Source organism: Candidatus Nebulibacter yamunensis (genome assembly GCF_024208055.1).
Classification (GTDB): domain Bacteria; phylum Pseudomonadota; class Gammaproteobacteria; order Francisellales; family Francisellaceae; genus Caedibacter; species Caedibacter lacustris.
In genome coordinates, this window is record NZ_JAMBMW010000002.1 from 1 (window position 1) to 21,450 (window position 21,450).

20 protein-coding genes and 1 riboswitch are annotated in these 21,450 nt (G+C 36.8%); of the genes, 13 read left to right on the forward strand and 7 right to left on the reverse strand.

Translation table 11 applies throughout. The features are described from left to right. The 7 genes from M1V25_RS01015 to M1V25_RS01045 form a co-directional block, all read left to right on the forward strand. Positions 1-992, forward strand: a 992-nt coding sequence (locus M1V25_RS01015; RefSeq protein ID WP_498842178.1) for an RHS repeat-associated core domain-containing protein, incomplete at its 5' end; no start/stop codon positions are given. A gap of 1 nt (position 993) precedes the next feature. Then, positions 994-1,308: a hypothetical protein gene (locus M1V25_RS01020; protein ID WP_498842179.1), complete on the forward strand. Its 315-nt coding sequence runs from the start codon at positions 994-996 to the stop codon at positions 1,306-1,308. Between the two features lie 1,059 nt (positions 1,309-2,367). Continuing rightward, positions 2,368-2,541, forward strand: coding sequence for a hypothetical protein (locus tag M1V25_RS01025; RefSeq protein WP_498842180.1), 174 nt, complete (start codon positions 2,368-2,370; stop codon positions 2,539-2,541). Positions 2,542-2,709: 168 nt separating this feature from the next. Continuing rightward, positions 2,710-3,141, forward strand: a complete 432-nt coding sequence (gene nusB / locus M1V25_RS01030) for a transcription antitermination factor NusB (RefSeq protein WP_157966536.1) — start codon at positions 2,710-2,712, stop codon at positions 3,139-3,141. A gap of 108 nt (positions 3,142-3,249) precedes the next feature. Then, positions 3,250-4,845 (forward strand): cytochrome ubiquinol oxidase subunit I, encoded by a 1,596-nt coding sequence (locus M1V25_RS01035; RefSeq protein WP_498842181.1) that lies wholly within the window; start codon positions 3,250-3,252, stop codon positions 4,843-4,845. Next, positions 4,835-6,010, forward strand: coding sequence for a cytochrome d ubiquinol oxidase subunit II (gene cydB / locus M1V25_RS01040; RefSeq protein WP_498842182.1), 1,176 nt, complete (start codon positions 4,835-4,837; stop codon positions 6,008-6,010). Before M1V25_RS01035 ends, cydB begins: the two co-directional genes overlap by 11 nt. A gap of 20 nt (positions 6,011-6,030) precedes the next feature. Beyond that, entirely contained in the window at positions 6,031-6,213 is a 183-nt protein-coding gene (locus M1V25_RS01045; protein WP_116963201.1) for a hypothetical protein, read from the forward strand. Between the two features lie 21 nt (positions 6,214-6,234). On the opposite strand, the gene dksA is transcribed toward M1V25_RS01045, so the two are convergent. Next, the gene (dksA, locus tag M1V25_RS01050) at positions 6,235-6,648 is read right to left on the reverse strand and encodes an RNA polymerase-binding protein DksA (protein ID WP_204723352.1); all 414 of its coding nucleotides are present in this window, start codon (positions 6,646-6,648) and stop codon (positions 6,235-6,237) included. A gap of 265 nt (positions 6,649-6,913) precedes the next feature. Between dksA and crcB the strand changes: the two genes are divergently transcribed. After that, positions 6,914-7,309 (forward strand): fluoride efflux transporter CrcB, encoded by a 396-nt coding sequence (crcB, locus tag M1V25_RS01055; RefSeq protein ID WP_498842183.1) that lies wholly within the window; start codon positions 6,914-6,916, stop codon positions 7,307-7,309. A 13-nt stretch (positions 7,310-7,322) separates the two neighbouring features. Here the strand turns inward: crcB and yfaE are convergent, their stop codons facing one another. The 5 genes from yfaE to M1V25_RS01080 all read right to left on the reverse strand — a co-directional run bounded on the left by yfaE (position 7,323) and on the right by M1V25_RS01080 (position 13,499). Then, positions 7,323-7,571 (reverse strand): class I ribonucleotide reductase maintenance protein YfaE, encoded by a 249-nt coding sequence (yfaE, locus tag M1V25_RS01060; protein ID WP_498842184.1) that lies wholly within the window; start codon positions 7,569-7,571, stop codon positions 7,323-7,325. A gap of 3 nt (positions 7,572-7,574) precedes the next feature. Further along, positions 7,575-8,726, reverse strand: coding sequence for a class Ia ribonucleoside-diphosphate reductase subunit beta (nrdB, locus tag M1V25_RS01065; protein WP_116963204.1), 1,152 nt, complete (start codon positions 8,724-8,726; stop codon positions 7,575-7,577). 11 nt (positions 8,727-8,737) lie between these two features. Next, the gene (nrdA, locus tag M1V25_RS01070; RefSeq protein ID WP_498842185.1) at positions 8,738-11,002 is read right to left on the reverse strand and encodes a class 1a ribonucleoside-diphosphate reductase subunit alpha; all 2,265 of its coding nucleotides are present in this window, start codon (positions 11,000-11,002) and stop codon (positions 8,738-8,740) included. A 218-nt stretch (positions 11,003-11,220) separates the two neighbouring features. Further along, positions 11,221-11,438: riboswitch (cobalamin riboswitch) on the reverse strand. A 263-nt stretch (positions 11,439-11,701) separates the two neighbouring features. Beyond that, positions 11,702-12,709: a thioredoxin domain-containing protein gene (locus tag M1V25_RS01075; protein WP_498842186.1), complete on the reverse strand. Its 1,008-nt coding sequence runs from the start codon at positions 12,707-12,709 to the stop codon at positions 11,702-11,704. Positions 12,710-12,992: 283 nt separating this feature from the next. After that, positions 12,993-13,499 (reverse strand): FKBP-type peptidyl-prolyl cis-trans isomerase N-terminal domain-containing protein, encoded by a 507-nt coding sequence (locus tag M1V25_RS01080; protein ID WP_498842187.1) that lies wholly within the window; start codon positions 13,497-13,499, stop codon positions 12,993-12,995. A 177-nt stretch (positions 13,500-13,676) separates the two neighbouring features. Between M1V25_RS01080 and rlmD the strand changes: the two genes are divergently transcribed. Continuing rightward, on the forward strand, positions 13,677-15,023 hold the full coding sequence (gene rlmD / locus M1V25_RS01085) for a 23S rRNA (uracil(1939)-C(5))-methyltransferase RlmD (RefSeq protein ID WP_498842188.1): 1,347 nt from the start codon (positions 13,677-13,679) through the stop codon (positions 15,021-15,023). Positions 15,024-15,049: 26 nt separating this feature from the next. Continuing rightward, positions 15,050-15,994 (forward strand): anthranilate phosphoribosyltransferase, encoded by a 945-nt coding sequence (trpD, locus tag M1V25_RS01090; RefSeq protein WP_157966540.1) that lies wholly within the window; start codon positions 15,050-15,052, stop codon positions 15,992-15,994. Positions 15,995-16,008: 14 nt separating this feature from the next. On the opposite strand, the gene glnA is transcribed toward trpD, so the two are convergent. Beyond that, positions 16,009-17,421: a glutamate--ammonia ligase gene (gene glnA / locus M1V25_RS01095; protein WP_116963210.1), complete on the reverse strand. Its 1,413-nt coding sequence runs from the start codon at positions 17,419-17,421 to the stop codon at positions 16,009-16,011. Between the two features lie 151 nt (positions 17,422-17,572). Between glnA and M1V25_RS01100 the strand changes: the two genes are divergently transcribed. The 3 genes from M1V25_RS01100 to M1V25_RS01110 all read left to right on the forward strand — a co-directional run bounded on the left by M1V25_RS01100 (position 17,573) and on the right by M1V25_RS01110 (position 21,447). After that, on the forward strand, positions 17,573-18,055 hold the full coding sequence (locus M1V25_RS01100) for an RNA pyrophosphohydrolase (protein ID WP_192877922.1): 483 nt from the start codon (positions 17,573-17,575) through the stop codon (positions 18,053-18,055). A 5-nt stretch (positions 18,056-18,060) separates the two neighbouring features. After that, the gene (ptsP, locus tag M1V25_RS01105; RefSeq protein ID WP_498842189.1) at positions 18,061-20,322 is read left to right on the forward strand and encodes a phosphoenolpyruvate--protein phosphotransferase; all 2,262 of its coding nucleotides are present in this window, start codon (positions 18,061-18,063) and stop codon (positions 20,320-20,322) included. An 81-nt stretch (positions 20,323-20,403) separates the two neighbouring features. Continuing rightward, on the forward strand, positions 20,404-21,447 hold the full coding sequence (locus tag M1V25_RS01110; protein WP_157966542.1) for an efflux RND transporter periplasmic adaptor subunit: 1,044 nt from the start codon (positions 20,404-20,406) through the stop codon (positions 21,445-21,447). Positions 21,448-21,450: the final 3 nt, after the last annotated feature.

Sequence of the window (21,450 nt, forward strand, 5' to 3'; positions counted from 1 at the left end):
TTCACCCTAAGCTTGGTGGATATTTACAGCCTGATGCTTTAGATATTTTAGCAGGTGGAAATGTACACCCTTATGCCTATGCGAGCAATAACCCAGTTAATGTGATTGATCCAACTGGACTGTATGATTTAATAGCAGATGGGATTAAAGGATGTGCTAAATATTCCAACTTAGATAAATGGGTTAATTGTTTTTACTCATATGTCTGCCTATTCGCTATATGGGGATGCGCTAAGGATCTTACACCATTTGTTTTCAAAGCGTTTCATAATAGTCGACCGTTACATAGCCTTCAACTACAAACAGGACTGGATTTATCGGATTATATCAAACGTTTAGCCACCCATTTTGCCAATGGTTTTATGGATGATACGACATTTGGCTTAACAGGGTTTGGTTATGAAAATGGACTGACAAATGCGGCTGCCTACTATACGGGCACCGCGGCATCTTTAGGATTAGGATTGTTATATGGTGGTACCTATGTAAAAGGCGGAATGCTACTAGCTAAAGCTGTTGCACCCAAGGTGATTGCGGAGAATGTTAAGGCAAGTGTTGCAACTGGGAAAACTACGGGTAATGTCAGTAGAGTTTTCCCATCTGATTTAGCAAAAAGTTTTCAAGGAAGCAGGGATTACCCAGGAGTTGATAAATATAGAGACATTCTTCTTAAGAAAGGCACTGTGGTTTATGCTGGCGAGCCTGGAGTAACTGGTTTTTTTACAACATCTAGCGCAATTCGTAGAACTGAATTGAATGCTATAGAATTATTTCAAGGATTGCAAGTTTCACCTAGAAATGGACTGTATCGTCCTGGAGTGACTGCTTTTGAAATTGTAAAGGATACCCCAGCGGCTTTTGGAATTAGTCGGGCAAATCCTCAATATGGCAAAGGTGGGTTACCTCAGTTGTATATTGATAAGTATGAAAATGTAGCTAAACCAGTAGTTAGCTACCCATTAAGTAATCGTATGTTAGAGGGCAGCAAATAATATGAAGATCATAATTCTAGCATCTCCAAAACCTAACTCAAAACCATACAGTAACCTTGAGCCTATTGTTGAGGCATTGCTTGATGCAGGAAATAAGTTATCAGATCCTCCTCCAAACTTTAGATTGGAAGGAAAAGGATTTTACATAGACAAAGATGGTTGGAAGTGTGATTTAAAAAAACCAATAGACTTTAACTTGATTACTTCAAAATTTCAATTGCCACCATCTGTGATTATTTCTGAAAAAAATAATTCCATTTTTTGTCAGGACACATGGGTAGAGATTAGAGGTAATTGTAATGGACTGGAATCATAAATCGGCACCGTCATAGGTCCCGTCAACTTAAGTTTTGAAAGGTGTATAAATGATCAGGATTACAAATTTTAGGCGCAAATATTTTGTGCTGCTAGATCCCATGTCTTTTTTGCCAACTTAAATTGATAACGTTGCTCTTTAGCGGAATTCTTATATCTATCAACTGGAATGGCAAAAATATTACGCACTTTGCCCGTGAGATTAACAGTTTGCTGAACACCTCTGGGGGATTTAAACTTTACCAGAGAGGCTCAGTATTTGCCATCATATTCTTAACTGGTCTAGTATAACTTGCTAGCTTATCTGAAATCAGAACTCTCGGGGCAGGATAATTTCCAAGCAAGCGGTTTAAAAAAAGGAATAGCGGCTTTCTTATTACGATACTTTTGTACAAAGATATCCAACTCCAATCCTTCGGAATCAACTGCATGCTAGAGAATAAAATACTCACCATTTACTGTAATGTTCATCTCATCTAGATGCCATTTATCTGTTGGTTTACGTTGCTGCTTTTTAATAACATCACTAAAAGTGCTTGAGAATTTATTGCACCACTTTCTAATCGTTTCATGGCTAACTTGAGTTCCTCTAAATGCTAGCCTTTCTGTAACTTCGTGATAGATATCATTGAACCGATGATATGATCATACTGCCAAGCTGATAATTTCGACAGCATAACGATGGCGTTTCGGTTTAGTGCTTAAGTCCATAGAAATTTGACCCAATAAGATAAGTGTTACTAACAGTATAACTAATGTGGGCTATGTGGAAGAAGTGACATAAATGCAAGATCGAAATATAATCAAGGTGGTTAAGCCTTATTTTATGGTGCTTATATGTCATTTTATTGCTGGTTCTAATACCTAAGACAGATTTTGGTGATGTTATCCTATATAAAAAATACTGATGAAATCAATCAAAGTAATACAGAAAAATTATTCAATTTCCTTAATTACAGTGAAGCAATTATTCTTACAGAAACTCGCATTTTAGCGGAAGAAATATCTAAAATGTTCTAAAGTAAGACACTACCTCTTTTTTTTTTTATAAAGATAGTGTATGTCAGAGGCAAACAAAATGGTTAAAAATAACGTGATAGTTAATATAAGCTGTTCTAGTGGATTGCCTGGTAAATATCCCATTAGAATGACAAAGAGCATAGCAGAGCCCATGTTTATAAAACTCATCATAGAAGATGCCGAGGCTTTATCTTCAATTGCAGCAGATGCATAAAGAGTTGCTGCCGGAAATAATAGTCCACAAAAAAAGTACAATAAAGCAAAGGTAGTAAAAAACATTGTGTATAGAGAAAAAAATAATTATGGCTATCACATTAATGGGCAATCCGTTATAATTTGCGGTCGTATTTTAAACGAATCATCATACTATAAGGTTTTATCGATGTCTTTAAAAATAAAAGAGCGCAGACGTGCGCGTTTTCATGCTATTCAAGCTCTTTATCAACAATCGCTTGCTGATACTTTAATTAACGAGTTGAAGCTACAGTTTTATACAGACAATGTTGATCGTCATGCTGTGGAGTGGGATTTTTTCTACCGTTTGCTAGATGGCGTGGATAAAAATAAACAAGTAATTGATAGTAAGATCAATGAGTATGCTGTAAACAATTTATCATCTATTAACCCAATTGATTTAGCGGTGTTACGTTTGGGAGTATATGAGCTTTTAGATTGCTTAGATGTACCATATCAAGTGGTATTAAACGAATATGTTGATCAAGCAAAAGAATTAGGAACAGAAGAAGGACATCGCTTTGTCAATGGATTGTTAGATAAACTTGCCAGAAAGCTAAGGAAAGAGGCTGTCAAGTAACTAAAAATTATAAAATGCATAAAGAATTAAGTTGCTGTTAAGCTTGCAATCCCGTCATAAGTAATTAGAATCCCAGCAGTAAAGCTTAAGCAAGAATTTGGAGTAAACATGCTGATGGATATCTCACAGATGTTTGTTGACTTATCACGTAGTCAATTTGCTTTTACAGCAATCTTTCACTTTGTATTTGTACCATTGACGTTAGGTTTATCATGGATTTTGTTTATTATGGAAGCTGCTTATGTCAAAACTGGAAGACCTGTCTATCGTGATATGGTTAAGTTTTGGGGTAAGCTTTTTGCCATCAATTTTGCGATGGGTGTGGTGACAGGCATCACCATGGAGTTTGAGTTTGGTTTAAACTGGGCATATTTTTCGCGCTTTATCGGTGAGAGCTTTGGTACGGTTTTAGCAATTGAAGGTTTAACGGCCTTTATGACTGAAGCAACCTTATTTGGCTTATTCTTTTTTACTTGGGATAAAGTGAGTAATAAGACACATTTGCTTATTACCTTTTTCTTAGCTTTGGGAACCAACTTATCTATTGTCAATATTTTGGTTGCAAATAGCTGGATGCAACACCCAGGGGCAACTTTTTTAAATCCAACAACCATGCAAATGCAACTAACAAGCTTTGGTGAGTTATATATGCAAGAGTTGGCACAAATTCGAATTGGACATGTTGCCTTTGCAGGATATTTGATTTCAGCTGCCTTTGTTGTGGGTATCAGTGCGTGGTATTTATTGCGTAAAAGAAACACTGGTTTTGCAATGCGCTCACTTGCAGTTGGATTGGGCTTTGGCTTATGTTCATCTGTTTTTATTTTCTTTTTGGGTGATGCTAATGGTTTAGCTGTGGATAAGTATGAGCCAGCTAAAATGGCAGCGATTGAGGGGCAATGGGAAACTCAAAAAGCGCCTGCCGCGTGGTCAGTGATTGCCTTTCCTTCACAAGAGAATGAGATTAATTATTTTGATATCAAAATACCGTGGATGCTGAGTCTGATTACAGGCCATAATTTAAAAGCCACAGTGGATGGTTTAAAACCTATTATGCAGCAAAATGAAAAACGTATTTATGATGGTTTAGTGGCATTGAAAGCATTAGAGAGGGTTAGAAATGGTAATGCAACTGCGAAAGATTTTGAAGTATTTGATCCTAAAAACGAGGTAACCAAAAAATATCGTGATAATATTGGCTACGCCTTTATTTTGCAAGCACATGCAAAAGATCCATACAATTCAAGCTCAGCAGAATTAAATAAAGCAGTAAAAGACACTATTCCTCAAGTGTGGCCTGTTTTTTATGCTTTCCGGATTATGCTTGCTTGCTGGTGTGTGGTCTTCTTTGTGATGACTTTTGGAGCAGTACACGTACTAAGGCGCTCTTTGTTGCGTTACCGATGGTTTTTGTGGCTATCATTATTCTCTATTCCATTGCCTTATATTGCTTCAGAAGCTGGTTGGATTGTCGCGGAAATGGGGCGTCAACCCTGGGTAATAAATGGTATATTACCAACGAGTTTGGGTGTTTCTACGTTAGTGTCGTGGAACATTGTCGTGAGTCTTGCTTTTTTTGCCTTGCTATACTTTGGGTTATTTATCATTGAGTTAATTATTATGTTTAAGGTTGCAAGAAAAGGACCTAAATCTTTGGGAAACGGTCGCTATGATAGTACAAAGGGGGTGTCTGATGTTGTTTGATTATACTACTTTGCAACTGATTTGGTGGGCGATTATCGTCTTTATTTTGATTTTATATGCAACGACAGCGGGTTGTGATTTTGGTGTCACCATTATGATGCCTTTTATGACTAGGCATAAAAATTTTAAAGATAATGATATTGAGCGTAGATTGGCACTTAACACGATTGCTCCTACATGGGATGGTAATCAAACGTGGATTATTATTGCAGGAGGAGCGCTTTTTGGAATTTGGCCTGCTGTTTATGGTACGGTTTTTTCAGGGCTATACCCAGCTTTACTGCTTGCGCTATTTACTTTATTTTTGCGCCCGCCAGGATTTGATTACCGTAGTAAATTAGAGGGTGATGGTTGGCGTAAATTTTGGGATTGGGGATTGTTCATTAGTAGTTTCATTCCTTTGATTATTTTTGGATTGGTGTTGGGTTCGCTTTTTTATGGCTTGCCGTTTTATCATGATGATTTTATGATGCGTTCAGTCTATATCGGCAACGCCTTTGCTAGTGTATTGTCGCCCTTTGCTGTATTAGTTGCATTGTTAGTCCTAAGCATGTCGCTGACACATGGTTGTTTGCATCTGAATCGCCGTCTGGATGGTGAGTTGGGGTGTTATTTTCGTCGACTTGCAAATATCTTTATCTTATCTAGTTTGATATTGATGACACTTGGGTTTTTCATGTTGCTATGGGTGCTACCTGGCATGATTGTTATTCAGATGCCACAAACACTTACCTATAATACCCAAGTCAGTCTTATAACAGGTGGTTGGATGAATAATTACACATTACACACATGGATGTGGCTTGTTCCTGTTATTTGTTATGTGATGTTGATACTGGCATGGTTATTGAAAGGTAAAAATGCTGCATTGGCGTATTGGTGTTCAGCATTGTCTATTGCTGCGGTGATGTATGCAGGTGCATTTGCACTTTTCCCTTTTGTTGTGCCTTCTAGTTGGGTTGGAAATGCTGGATTGGGTAGTCAAAGCCTAACGATTTGGAATGTTTCATCATCACCATATAGTTTGATGGGTATGTTCTATATTACTGTGTTAAGTATGATTTTGATCATTAGCTATAAATTTTGGGGCTTTCGTGTGGCATGGCGTAATAAAGCTAAGTTAGATAAAGATACTCTTAAGAATAATGAGCATACATTCTATTAATTAATTTAGAGGAAAATAAAATGTGGTATATCATAATTATTATTATGCTGGCAATTTCTATGTATGTTGGTTATCGTTTTACTTTATATGTAGATGAAAAGATAATTCGTAATAAATATTTAGAAATCAGTGACGATCCCGATCACCCCGCTAATGCAGGCGATCGCTTGTTTGATGAAAAGCATAACAAAGAAGGTCGATGAACACCTGATTTTTAGAATAGATTATGCTTTGATAATCCCTTGAGTTTTTTCTTGGTGTTCTTGAATTTCTTTTGCTTGTACTGACAAAGTAGCAGTGGGTCTTGCTAATAATCTCTGTAAACCTATGGGTTCACCTGTTAGCTCACAATAGCCATAATCACCGTTTTCTATGTGACGAAGTGATTCATTAACTTTACGTAGGAGTTTACTTTGGCGGTCTACTGTGCGTAAGTAAAGCTGCTGTATTTCTTGAGACGTTGCAACGTCATTTAAATCGGTATTGCGTTCAGACTCCGCCAGGCTTTTTTTAGCATCGTCTATTGCTGCAGTTAACTCTTGTTTTTGCTGAAGTAATAATTCCTTAAAAAAAGCTAGCTGCTCTTCGTTCATATACGCATCTTCAGGCATGTTTAGTAGTTCTTTTTCTGTCATCATCGTTAGCCTCCATTAACGAGTTAATTATTTTGTTAGGGCGTTTTTATATCATAAAAGAAAGCTATTAACTAATAAATTTGCTGCATATCATAAAAAAAGTAAAAGTTTATCATTTGGTCAATGTAAAATATCTATAATTTATGGTACAATTTTACGCAGGAAATGGCGTACTTCCTAAGCTATTTTGAGAAAAAAGCTTAAACTATCCTTTAAGATTGATGACGCCTAATTTATTAGGTAAGAATTAAACTTAAAAGGAGAAAATATGTTAACTTTATTATTTGTTGGTATCGGTGGTGGCGTAGGCTCAGTATGTCGTTTTGGTGTATCAGAACTAGGGGCTAAGCTTTTGGGAAAGTCTTTTCCTTTTGGCATTTTTATCGTTAATGTGGTTGGTTGTTTTGCTATTGGAATAGTTGCTGCATTTTTATTAGAAGAGCGCTTTTGGGTAAACGTTTCAACACATCATGCGCGTGCACTTCTTATTACCGGATTTATAGGCGGGTTTACCACTTTTTCTAGTTTTAGTTTAGATGCACTGATGTTGTTTCAAAAAGGTGAATGGACAAAGGCGATGACTTATATTGTATTGAGCGTTATTATCTCAATGCTTGCGGTTACTGTTGGTTTTTATTTAGTTAAACGTTGTTTGACTGTCTGATTTCTATAAATTCTTATGTCTCTAACTCTATAAAATGATTAGCATTTGCAATGCAAATTAATATTTCATTTTCTTTAGTAAAGGCCAAAGGCATTTTTAGATAGTGAATATGACCTTTTATTAATTTGCAGCGACATGTCCCACAGATGCCATTGCGACATTGAAAGTTGGGTGAAATTTGATTTTGTTCAAGTATTTCTAAAATGCTTTTATCCTTGCTTGTTGTTTCAATGACATGCTTATTATATTTAATCACAGTCATCGTTTATAACTCAAAATCACTAAAAGCATTTTCAGCGACATTGCTGTCGATTTGACCAACTAGATATGAACTAATTTCAGTTTCTTGAGGTGCTACTTGGACATTATCAGAGTTAAGATAGGTATTAATCCAAGGAATAGGGTTGCTTTTGGGTGTTTGGATGTCACTTGTGTTTAAGCCTACGGCTTGCATACGCTCTTTAGCTAAATAGTCTATATACTGGCAAAGAATTTGTTCATTTAAACCTAAAATTGAGCCTTTAGAGAATAGGTATTTTGCCCATGCTTTTTCTTGTTCGACAGCTTTTTTAAAAATGTTTTGTGCTTCTAGTTGTGAATTATGGGCAATTTGAGTGAACTCAGGATCACCGTCTTTGCCTTCTAGAATAATATTAATCATATGCTGAGTGCTTGTTAAATGAAGTGCTTCATCGCGTGCAATAAGCTTCATAATCTTACCGCAGCCTTCTAATTTCTTTTGTTCTGAAAATGCAAAGGTACAAGCAAAACTAACATAAAAGCGAATAGCCTCAAGGGCATTAACTGCATGGAGGGCTAAATACAGTGCCTTTTTGACTGAGCGGGAAGTAACCTCTATGATATTTCCTTCTACTTCATAAGTACCTTCCCCTCTAGATTGCAATAATTGTGTTTTAAGGATTAGATCATCATAATAACAAGTAATGTCTCCTGCACGTTCTCTGATTTCCTTAGTTCCAATAATTTCATTAAATATTGGACTTGGATTATCTAAAAGTGAACGTACTATATGAGTATAGGATCGGCTATGTATAGTTTCCGAAAAACTCCATGTTTCAACCCAGGTTTCAAGTTCAGGTAAGGATACTAACGGTAAAAAGGCAAGGTTTGGACTTCTGCCTTGTACGGAATCCAATAGAGTTTGATACTGTAAATTAGATAGAAAAATATGACATTCATTGTCATTGAATTTTTGAAAATCGATTCGATCACGGCTTAAATCAATTTCTTCTGGACGCCAAAAGAAAGACAACTGCTTTTCGATGAGGCGTTCAAAAATAGGGTGTTTCTGTTGATCAAAACGAGATACATTGACCGCTTTGCCGAAAAAGATCGGTTCATTTAATGGGTTATTAGATTGTGTTTGAAATGTAGAGTATATATATGGATTAATCATTGTCAATTACCTTAAATTTTACATGCCCCGGATTCACATTCATCAATTGTCTGTACTGTTTTTTGTTCAGCATGATCACGAGTGTTATGATAATAAAGTGTTTTCAAGCCATATCTATAGGCTGTTAAAAGGTCGCCAAGTAAAGTTTGCATGGGGACCTTTTGATCAGGGTAGTGCATAGGGTCATAGTTGGTGTTTGCAGAAATTGATTGATCAATAAATTTCTGAATAATAGCGCAAATTTTTAAATAGCCTGAATTGTTTGGAATTTGCCATAAAAGTTCATAATTGTATCTATATCGCTTAATGTCAGGAACGACTTGTTTCAATACACCATCTTTACTTTGTTTAATTGAAACTAGTCCGCGCGGTGGCTCAATACCATTGGTAGCGTTTGAAATTTGAGAAGAAGTTTCAGATGGCATGATAGCACTTAAAGTTGAGTTGCGAAGACCGTATTTTTTAATATTCTTTCTCAATGTTTCCCAGTCTAGTTGTAAAGGATAAGAAGAAAACTGGTCAATGGTTTTTTTGTAATGATCAATAGGTAAGAGTCCTTGAGCATAAGTTGTCTCATGGAACCATTCGCAAGGTGATTTTTCTTTAGCGAGGTTATTCGATGCTTTAAGTAAGTAATACTGAATCGCTTCAAAAGCCTTATGTGCAATCTCATTAGCGCTGCCATCACTATAACGCACGTTATTTTTTGCTAAGAAATAAGCAAAGTTAATGACCCCCACGCCTAAACTACGTCTAGCCTTGGCGGGAATTTCAGCACTAGTCAGAGGATAGTTTTGGTAATCCAACAAATTATCAAGTGCTTTTACAATAAGCTCCGCTAAATACTCAAGCTCATCTAAAGATGTTAAAGCCCCAAGGTTAAAGGCAGAAAGTGTACAAAGGGCAATTTCACCCTTATCATCAGAAATATTGACCAAGGGTTTAGTAGGCAGTGTGATTTCCATACACAAATTAGATTGCTTAATAGGTGCAAGTTTACTATTAAATGCGGAATGTGTATTGCTATGGTCAACATTCTGAATATAAATGCGACCAGTTTGCGCACGTTCTTGCATTAAGATGGAAAAAAGCTCAGTAGCTTTAATTGTCTTTTTGCGAATGCTTGGATCATCTTCATAAGCGCCATATAATCTTTCAAACTCATCTTGATCAGCAAAAAAAGCTTCGTATAAGCCAGGCACATCTGCGGGACTAAACAGCGTGATATTTTGCTGATTGATTAAGCGTTGATACATCAGTCTATTGATCTGTACACCATAATCTAGATGGCGAATACGATTATCTTCAACACCACGATTATTTTTAAGCACAAGTAAAGATTCTGCTTCTAAGTGCCAAATAGGATAAAAAAGCGTTGCAGCACCTCCCCTTACACCACCTTGCGAACAAGATTTAACGGCTGTTTGAAAATATTTATAAAAAGGAATACAACCCGTGTGGAGGGCTTCCCCTTTTCGGATTTCACTTCCCAAGGCTCGAATCTTTCCAGCATTAATACCAATACCCGCACGTTGAGAAACGTATTTTACAGTCGCCGAAGCAGAAGCATTGATCGAATCTAGACTGTCATCCGTGTCAATTAATACACATGAGCTAAATTGTCTAGTTGGTGTCCTAACGCCCGCCATGATTGGTGTTGGTAGTGAAAGTTTAAATTGGCTAATTGCATCATAAAAATCAAGCACGTAACGCATGCGAATGGTTTTGTCATGCTTTGAGAATAAACAGGCACTTACGAGCATGTAAAGCATTTGGGGTGTTTCGTAGATTTCACCACTAACTCGATTTTGTACCAAGTATTTGCCTTGCATTTGATTCACCGCAGCATAGGTGAAATTCATATCACGCCAGTGGTCAATATGCTTATTCATTTGATCAAATTCAGCTTTACTATAATCCTCAAGCAAATGAGAATCATATTTTTTTGCCTTAACTAATTTTTTAACATGATCATAAATATGAGGTGGCTCAAATTCGCCATAAGCAAGTTTGCGTAAATGAAAAATAGCAAGACGTGCTGCCATATATTGGTAATCAGGAGTATTTTCAGAAATTAAATCAGCAGCACTTTTAACAATGATTGCTTGAATATCCGATGTTTTCATCCCTTCATAAAGTTGAATATGGGAATTAATTTCAACTTGAGAAACCGACACATCTTCCAAGCCTTCGGCAGCCCAAGTTAATACACGATGAATCTTATCTAGATCAACCGCTTCAAGTTTACCATTTCTTTTAGTAACGTTAACGTTCATTGCTTTGTTTCCTTATCATGGTAGTGTGTTTAATGTAATACATAACATCAAATTATCAATCTGGGTAAAAACAAAAGACCACATAGAAGGAATATAAAACGCAGACTCAACTTTAGAAGTTGAATCATTGTAACTAAATAAATATTAACCTCTGTGTCTGCTTCATCCCACGAAAGCTGTTTTACACAATTGATACCCGTAACAAGAAAATCACATTGGGTATCTATCAACTAATGGCAGGTATTCGGGCTTTATGGACACGTTGTTGTATTGACAACACCTACTCAACACAGCTTCCCAGTTTACACCAGTGCTTTTTTATTTATGCAAATCTAAATAAACGTGTTTTTCGTTTCCAATTACCGCTGCGGGTCAGCTCTGGATTTTCACCAGATTCCCTCTTGGTAACGATATAAAAATAAGTTGACTCAATCTCTTTGCCTCTTCTTTTGTAGTAAAGATCTCACCGTTTTTCAGTGAGCGTGAAGGGAAGTAAAGGAGCAATTTATTTTTTTGTTACTTGAGTTGAAATGCAAAAGCATCACAAACCAATTAGCATAAGTGAGAATTATTTTAACTGAAAATAAGAAAAAATACGATCTATTTTTCCACTTGATAGGTCAAGCAGTAAGTAAGATTTTGTGGGGACGGTTAATTTTAGAACTGTGCTTAATGAGTTCATTTAAACTTGCGAGCTTTTTATTTTCCTTGTGCTTTGTTGATTGCATCTTGGATGGTTGCTTGAGGTGCAAAGCCTGGAATAACCGTTGTATTATTAGTTGTTGCTCCTATTAATGGGATCACGATAATAGCAGGTGTGCCTTGAATGCCAAGTTTATCAAAACCAAGCTTCATGTCTGCTGCGATGTTATCGGTAACTTTTTTCTCTTTAATTAGACTTTCGGCTTTGGCGACATCAATGCCTAATTTTTTGGCAACATCATTAATATCTTTAATGCTTAGCTTGCCTTCATCAATCCCTTTTGCAAATACAGCATTGTGATATTTTAGGTACCCTTCAGAGCCATTTAAGATATAGGCAGCAATACCCATTTCAGCTGCATATTGAGAAGCTTCCCAACGCTGACCGAAAATTGGGAATTCTTTGAAAATGTATTTCACATTTGGATTGGCATCCATGACTTTTTCCATTATTGGCGCTATTTTGTGACAATATACACATTGATAGTCAAAGAATTGAATGACTGCCACTTTGGCATCTTTGGGACCAACTGTTGGTGTTTGTTCATTAGAGAGGAGGGCTTTGGCGTTTTCAATGACAGATTTAACTTGTTTTGCTTCTTGTGTTAGCATTAAACTTTTTTGGAAAGTCTGCATAATGTCTTGCATTTGCTCTGGGTTAAATTTACCAGCTTGACCTGATATACCTGCTTTGAATCCTGTTAATATTGCAGTATTGTCAAGGCTTGCGCCTTGCGCTTTTAATTGAGCTGTGACATTTCCAGCAACGCTATAGCCAAGTGTATAGCTTACGTTTTGGAGAAGTTCTTGCTCATTATTGGCGCTGATAGATGGTTTAGCGATTGCTTCTTTAGGTTCGGCTACAACTTGTGTTTCTACACTTTTAGTCACTTCTTTAGAAGCTTTGTTGTTACCATTTGATTCTGATTTGGAACAGCCAGCTAATGCAGTTGCAAGTAAGGCTGAGCCAAAAGCTCCAATTAAAATTTTTTTAGATATATTCATTTTTGATGAAACTCCATATTTTATTTGTTTAACTGTATCGGCAAAGACTATAACAGAGTCATTGCTAAAATGAAAAAGATTCATGCTGATTATTTGGCGTTACACATATTGCTCTATGGATCAGTTTTTGTCATATATATCTTGAAATCAAGGTGACATAATTATCTAGTGGAGAAGTTGATTATCTCAAATTTAATTTTAAGGTTTAAATAAAAAATTTAAATAAACTTAGCTAATACCCATCTATAAATAAAGTATCAAAGGAAAAATAAAACCATTATTCTTAATTGTTATTGTTTGTTGTATCAGCTGCTTCTTTTGTGCTATCAACAGAAGGTTGGACACTTATTGCTGCGTGTTCAGCATTGTTAGTAGTTGCTTTAAAGTTAGCTTCAGATTCTGTCTTGGTTTTAGCAGCTTCTGCTTCAGCTGCTTCTTCATCTGCCTTCATTTTAGCTTCCATTTCTTTTTGGAAAGCCTGCATAGATTGCTCCATTTGCTCTTGAGTGAGTTTCGGCTTATTACCTTTAATACCCGCAGTGAAACCTTGTTCTAAGTTGTCAATATCAAGTGTTACATTTTGTTGGTGTAATTGCTCAGTCATGTTTTTACCAATTGAATAGCCAATAGTATAACTTGCATCGGCCACATTATCCTGACTTACTGTGTTTGTAACAACAGTAGGTTTAGCAACAGCTGTTTCTTTTATCACATCAGCATCAGCAAATGCGCTAGATATAAGTACACTACTTACTAATAATGATAAGGTGATTTTGGCTAATTTTTTCATAATAACTCCAGTTGATTGATTACCTAATTTAAACAAAACCACTTTAGCTTAAACATGGGTTAGCAAAAGAACAAGCCTTTTACAGTGAAAAGAAGTAAAAACGTCAAAAAACAATGACATTTTATATCCAATCGTTAAACTAAGCGATACCTTAAAAATTTCCTTAATATTTAATAAATGATCAAAAATAATAAAAAAAGTGTCCCTGAGGGGGTGTTCCGTACAGTTATCAGTAGTATGTCGCACGAAGGGCGTGGCATTGCTAAAATCAATGGAAAAACCACTTTTATCCCCTTCGTATTAACAGGAGAGGAGATCGAATTTGAATATAGCAAGTGCAAGTTAAGCTATGATGAAGGCAAACTTGTGCGTGTGCTTAATGCCAGTAGTGAACGCGTAACTCCACCTTGCCAATATTTTGAAATATGTGGTGGATGTACCTTTCAACATATTTCTCCTGATGCGCAAATTCGCTTTAAAGAACAAACGTTGTTAAGTCACTTTAAGCATTTTGGTGCTGGCTTAGTCCCTAAAGAAATATTATTGCCGTTAAGATCGGCTTCATCAGAGGCTTACCGTACAAAAGCAAGACTAGGTGTGCGTTATGTACATAAAAAAAACAAAGTGTTAGTTGGTTTTCGAGAGCGTGATGGACGTTTTTTAGCAGACATTGATTCATGTCAAGTACTTCATCAAGACATTGGGCATAATTTAACAATACTGCAAAATTTCATCCAAGACTTGTCAATTTATCGCGAAATCCCACAGATTGAAGTGGCGGTGGATGAAAAAGTAACAGCACTTATTATTCGACATTTAGCACCCTTTAGTGATGAGGATCTAACTAAAATAACTGTATTTGCTCAAGTACATCATTTTTGGATTTATTTACAGGCTAAGGGACCAGATACGGTCACTCGATTCTATCCCATGGTAGATCAAGAGCCCATTGAAATGTCATATCGGCTTAATGACTATGATTTGAATATTTATTTTGCTCCAAATGATTTTACTCAGGTGAATCAGGATATTAATAATAAAATGCTAAAACAGGCATTAGAGTTACTTGATGTAAATAAGGATGATGTAGTGCTGGATCTATTTTGCGGCTTAGGAAATTTTAGTTTGCCATTGGCAACAAAAGCCAAATATGTGGTTGGTATTGAAGGCGATTTAGAAATGACGCAGCGTGCTAAAATCAATGCCAATAAAAATGGTTTAGAAAATATAGCATTTTATCCTGGCAATTTATTTGAAGATATTTCTAAACGTCCATGGATTTTGGAGAACCGCTTTAACAAACTGTTATTAGATCCACCACGAGCAGGTGCTGAAATGGTTTGCAGGCAAATTGATAAAATTAATCCTAAGCGAATCGTATATGTGTCATGTGATCCGGCAACACTGGCACGTGATGCAGGTATTTTAGTAAATGAGAAACGTTATAAGCTATTATCTGCCGGTGTCATGGATATGTTTCCACATACAACTCATGTGGAATCAATAGCAGTGTTTGGAAAATAATATAATTTTAAGAGAAGGGAATTACCGTGAACGTCAGTGAGTTAGTCAAGACACTTGTGAATGACGACACAAGTGAAGACCAGCAATATGAAATCATTAAACAGATTGATAAAGAAGTTTATCAAGAACAAACCTTGTTCTCATTAGTACAAGCGTTTTTAGAGTATAGTATTGCGATTGAGAATCCTTTTTTAGATACACTTGATATTGTTGGTACCGGAGGGGATGGTTGCAGGACGTTAAATTATTCGACTTTAAGTGCATTTGTTGTGCATAAGCTTGGCGCTAAACTGGCTAAACATGGTAATCGTTCAACTACTTCAAAATGTGGAAGTTTTGATTTATTACATAAATTAAATATAAAATTACCACAAACAGCGGATGAAGCATTTAGACTTTTACAACAAACAGGCATAGTATTTTTATTTGCTCCATTTTTTCACCCAATTTTTGCTAAGGTCTCTAACGTACGTAAACGTTTTGCAGAGCAAGGAAAGCGCACCTTTTTTAATGTGCTTGGACCATTATTAAATCCAATGCGTGTTAAACGCATTGTTGTTGGTGTTTATGACGAACGCTTGTTGAAACCGTATTTGTATGCTTTAAAGAATCAGGGTGTCACTCATGCTTATATTGTATATGGTGACGGGATGGATGAGTTCTCCGTTTGTGGGGTGAATAAAGTCATTCAAATCCATAATGATACTATTACAGAGTTTAGCCTTCATCCAGAGCAAGTGGGCTTTATGCGTAGTAAGCTGGAATATCTAGAGGTAGGAAATTTGTATCAAAACTTGGAAGAGTCCAAAGCACTATTTAATAATGAAATTTTAGGTGTGAAGCAAGATACTTTAGTTATAAATGCAGCTGCAGCTAGGCATGTGGCTTGTGGCTTTGAAGGCATGCTTATTGATCATGTGAAAGTGATCAAAGATGCTTTGCAAAAAGGGGTTTTTGCAAAGCTAATTTAGAGGGTGCTATTTATCTATAAACTATAATACATTTGAAATTCAACTGGATGTGGAGTCATATTGAGTTTTTGCACTTCTTCCATTTTAAGATCGATATAAGCATCAATCATGTCATTTGAAAAGACGCCACCTGCAGTTAAAAATTCGCGATCATGATCTAAAGCGTGAAGCGCTTCCTCAAGAGAGTTTGCTACAGTAGGGATATCAACAAGTTCTTCTGGTGGTAGATCATAAAGATTTTTATCCATAGCATCACCTGGATGAATTTTATTCTTAATACCATCTATGCCAGCCATAACCATTGCAGAGAAAGCAAGATATGGGTTGGCGGTTGGATCGCTAAAGCGCACTTCAATACGTCTGGCTTTTTCGCTGCTGACAAACGGAATTCTGATAGATGCTGAGCGATTTCGTGCTGAGTAGGCAAGTAATACAGGTGCTTCAAACCCAGGAACTAGGCGCTTATAGCTATTAGTAGCAGGGTTGCAAAACGCATTAAGTGCTTTGGCATGTTTAATAATGCCACCGATGTAATAAAGTGCCTCTTCTGATAGACCTGCATAACAGTTACCAGCAAAAAGGTTTTTGCCATTTTTAGATAAAGATTGGTGGACGTGCATGCCAGAGCCGTTATCACCTGGAATAGGTTTTGGCATGAACGTTGCACTCTTACCATAAGCATTTGCAACGTTGTGAACAACGTATTTAAAGGTTTGAATCTGGTCAGCTTTGTCAGTTAGAGTTGAGAATTTTGTGCCGATTTCACACTGACCAGCTGTTGCGACTTCATGGTGATGTACCTCTACTTCTTGCCCTAGCTCTTCCAAAATAAGGCACATTTCAGAGCGAATATCCTGTAATGAATCAACTGGTGGTACCGGGAAATAGCCACCTTTGACACCTGGTGTGTGACCATTATTGTGACCATTCTTGGGCTGATTTGTATTCCAGGCTGCTTCGCTACTAATGATTTTGTATTCAGCACCTTCCATATCTGCTTTATAAGTGACATTATCAAAAATAAAAAATTCAGGTTCAGGTCCTAATAAAACGATGTCCGCAAGACCAGTTGATTTAAGATAGGTTTCACATTTTTTGGCAATTGAGCGGGGATCGCGATCATAAGCTTGCATGGTTGCGGGGTCTAGAATATCACATCGAATGATGAGAGTTGGCGCTTCAAAAAATGGATCCACTAACATTTTAGCCGCATCGGGCATTAAAATCATGTCTGATTCATTAATCCCTTTCCAACCTTCAATAGATGAACCATCAAACATCTTGCCATCGTTGAAAAAATCTTCATCAATGGCGCGAACAGGTATCGTTACATGCTGTTCTTTCCCTTTAGTATCAGTAAAACGTAAATCAACAAATTCGATTTCATTTTCATCGACTATTGATTTAAAAGTTGCAAAGTCGGACATGCTTTTGACTCCTTGAGAATTAGGGTTAGAGGTTATTCATCGAAAACGAATTCTATCAGATTTTTTATAAAATTTAGCAAGATTTTCAAGGAAAAGTTGCAATCTTTACGGTATGCTAAAGCTCAAGGTAATACTAGATTTGGAAATGATCGTGATAGATCAAGAGGGTTTCAGAGCAAATGTGGCGGTCATCATTGTTAATGATCAAAACAAGGTATTCTGGGGTCGCAGAGTAAATCAAAGTTCGTGGCAATTTCCGCAAGGCGGTTTAAATTCAGGGGAAACACCAATTGAAGGAATGTATCGTGAGTTAAAAGAAGAGGTGGGTTTGATGCCGTATGATGTCGAGGTGATTGCAGCAACACAGACATGGTTGCGCTATCGATTGCCAAGATTTTTAATAAGAAGAAACTGCCCTTTATGTATCGGGCAAAAGCAAAAATGGTTTTTGCTTAGATTAAAGTCACCAGATAGTGCGGTTAATCTCAACGCAAACAATAAACCAGAATTTGATGATTGGCGGTGGGTGAATTACTGGTATCCTGTGGATAAAGTTGTCGCTTTTAAGCGTAAAGTGTACCAAAAAGCATTGGAGCACTTTTCCCCACTCGTTGAAAATCAATCTAGTGAGTAATGTATATGTTCTGGCAACCTTTGGTCAAAATCATAGACCTTAAACATGAACTTGATGTTGTGTTGTCAATCTTTGTTAAAGAAGCATCTAAGCTTTTAGCAGTTGATGCGTGTAGTGTCTTTGTACTGGAAGACAGTGATCACGTCTATACGCTTTGTGCTTCAACACTTGTGCCAACGATAAGGTCAGGTATGATATATATCAATGTTAAGGATGACTTGATTGGTAGGGTCGCCTTGCGTGAAGAAGCACTTGTCGTGACAGATATGTCAAAAGAAAAAAGATATAGCGTTTTGCAAACTTTATCTCGTAATAAATACCATTCATTGTTGGCTGCACCAGTCATTTATAAGGGTGAAGTGATTGCTATTATTGTTTTTCAAATACGCGATAAAAATAAAATTACGGAATCGTTGCAAACAGATGTGGCGACGCTTTGTGCAAATTTATCATTGCCGCTCAATCGTGCCATTCATGTTGAGGATGTATCTGATCAAATTGAAGAACAACCCCTAAGTCCACTCTTTTTTGATGGTATTAGTGCAAATGAAGGAGTGCAAAAAGGAGTCGCTTTTGCACGTTATAACATTACTGATATCGAAGAGATTCCGGATAAAGAAACACAATCGGAGGATGAAGAAGCTCTGTTTATTTCAGCTGTAAAAGAGGTAAAGGAGCATCTACAAGAAATGTTGCAAAGAATTACATTGTTAGCAGGAAATGACGAGGCTGTACTCTTTGAAGCTTATTTGCAAATGATCGATAGCAGTCGCTTTTATGACGGTATTCTAACTTATATTCGCCAAGGAGTCTGGCTGCAAAGTGCAATAAAAAAAGTCGTTTTAGAGCAAGCAACTCTTTTTGAGCAAATGGATGAGCCTTATTTTGCTGAGCGAGCAAGTGACATACGTGACTTGGGTAAACGTATTTTGCTGGCACTAGAAGATAGAACACTAAAAAAAAGTCATTATCCCGTTGACACTGTGTTGATAGCGAGTGAGATTACAGCATCAATGATTGCTGAAGTGCCAAAAGGTAGATTAAAGGCAATCGTTGCCGAGCATGGTTCTTCCTATTCTCATGCTGCTATTTTGGCAAAAGCATTATCTATTCCTTTTGTTACAGGGATTAAAGCTTTACCGATAAACTTTATCGATGGCAAAGATGTCATCGTAGATGCTTATGTTGGGCGTGTATATGTACAGCCAGCTCGAGGCTTAAAAGCTGCATATGAGCGATTAATTAAACATGAATCGCAAAAGGCAGTAGAGCTACAAGCACTTAAGGACTTACCCAGTACAACACTTGATGGGTATGTGGTCGAGTTAAAGGCTAACGTTGGCTTGATTGCGGACTTAGATCGTGCACTTAGCCAAGGTGCGGCAACGATTGGACTATATCGCTCTGAAATTCCATTTATGATTAGAGAGCGCTTCCCAGGGGAAGATGAGCAGCGGATTATTTACCAGCAAATCCTATCGACGTTCCCAGATAAACCTGTGGTGCTACGCTTATTAGATGTGGGAGCAGATAAAACCTTGCCATATTTTTATGAACAAGAGCAAAATCCAGCATTGGGTTGGCGTGGTATCCGAATGATGTTGGATCAATCTAACTTATTTTTAATGCAAGTCAAAGCGATGCTTAAAGCAAGCAGCAAATATAATAACTTGCAGATATTACTACCAATGATTACGACTATTGAGGAAGTAAAAGAATCTAAAAAACTTATTCGTCAAGCTTACAAAGAAGTTATCGAAGAAGGTTTTGATATTAAGTTGCCAGAGATTGGAATGATGATTGAAGTGCCTGCTACCATTATGGAAATTGAGCGCTTGTTGCCATTGGTTGATTTTGTTTCAGTTGGTTCTAATGATTTAACTCAATATATTCTTGCAATTGATCGAACCAATGAAAAGGTATCTACGCTTTATGATCAGCTACATCCAGCGATGATAAAAGTGCTTTATTATCTCGTTAGAATGGCCAAAAAGCACAATAAACAAATTTCATTATGTGGTGAGTTAGGAGGTAATCCATTAGCAACGGCGCTCTTAATCGGGATGGGGTTTGATAACTTAAGTATGAATGCAGCCGTGATATTAAAAGTGAAACATGTATTGCGAAACGTTGCCAAAAAACAATGTAAAAATGTACTCAAGCAAGTATTAAAACTCGCTACTACGGAAGAGGTCCACACTTACTTAGAAAATTTTCTAGTTGAAAATGATTTAGGTGGATTAATCCGTGCCGGAATTAATCATTAATATCTTTTTAAAACAAATTCTTGTGTTATATCTGAATATCATTTAGCTTTGTTGAGCATATATCGTATTGGTTTCATGAAGATGAAAAAACATATAGTTTTTGGTTTAATAACGTTGAGTTTAGCAATTAGTGTTATTTATTTTTTATTTTTAGGGTCAGGGAAGAAAACGGGAAGTTTTAATGTGGGACCAACGGTCATTGAAGTTGCAACAGTAACTAAGCAAAATATTCCTTTAACTGTTAAAGCAACAGGACAGCTGATTGCACCAAATACTGTCACACTAAAGGCACAAATTGCGGGGGTGGTTGAAAAAATCTACTTTACTAGTGGTCAATATGTTAAAGCTGGAGAGTTGTTGATGACACTAGATGATACCCAGCAAATGGCAGATGTAAATTCAACTTTAGCTGATTATACAAAAGCAGAAGCACAATACAACCGAACATCCACTTTATTTAAAGACAACAACGCTGTATCACAAAGCGAGCTGGATAGTGCTAAAGCTGATTATATGCAAACAAAGGCTAAATACGATGCAGCACTCTATCGACTATCAAATACTAAGATTGTCGCACCTTTTACGGGGTTTTTAACTTTGACTACTTTAGCTAAGGGAAGTTATGTTTCAGCAGGAGACACTTTGGTTACCTTAGTTGATAAGGAAAATCTTGAGTTGCAATATGCTTTACCAGAGTCCTATGCTAAAAGCATTGCATTGGGACAAGTAGTTGCTTTTAGAGTGGATGCTTTTCCAGGTCAAATATTCCATGCTAAGGCTGATTACATTTCACCGAATGTATCAGATGACAATTTGACTTTTACCATGCGTGCAGCTTTTGATAATAGTAATAATGTACTAACCCCTGGTATGAGTGTATATGTATCACAAGTTTTAAAAGCTGATAATTTAGTTTTGGCTGTACCAGAAAGTGCATTAAGTGCACAAAGTGGGGGATTTATTGTTTATGTGGTGGAGGATGGAAAAGCAAAGGCGTTACCTGTAGAAATAGGACAAATCAATAAAGGGTACGTTGGGGTTTTGTCAGGACTAAAGCAGGGGCAGCAGGTGATTGTTTCAGCAGAGGGAAGCATCTCTGATGGTATCGCAGTAAAGGTGGAATAATAA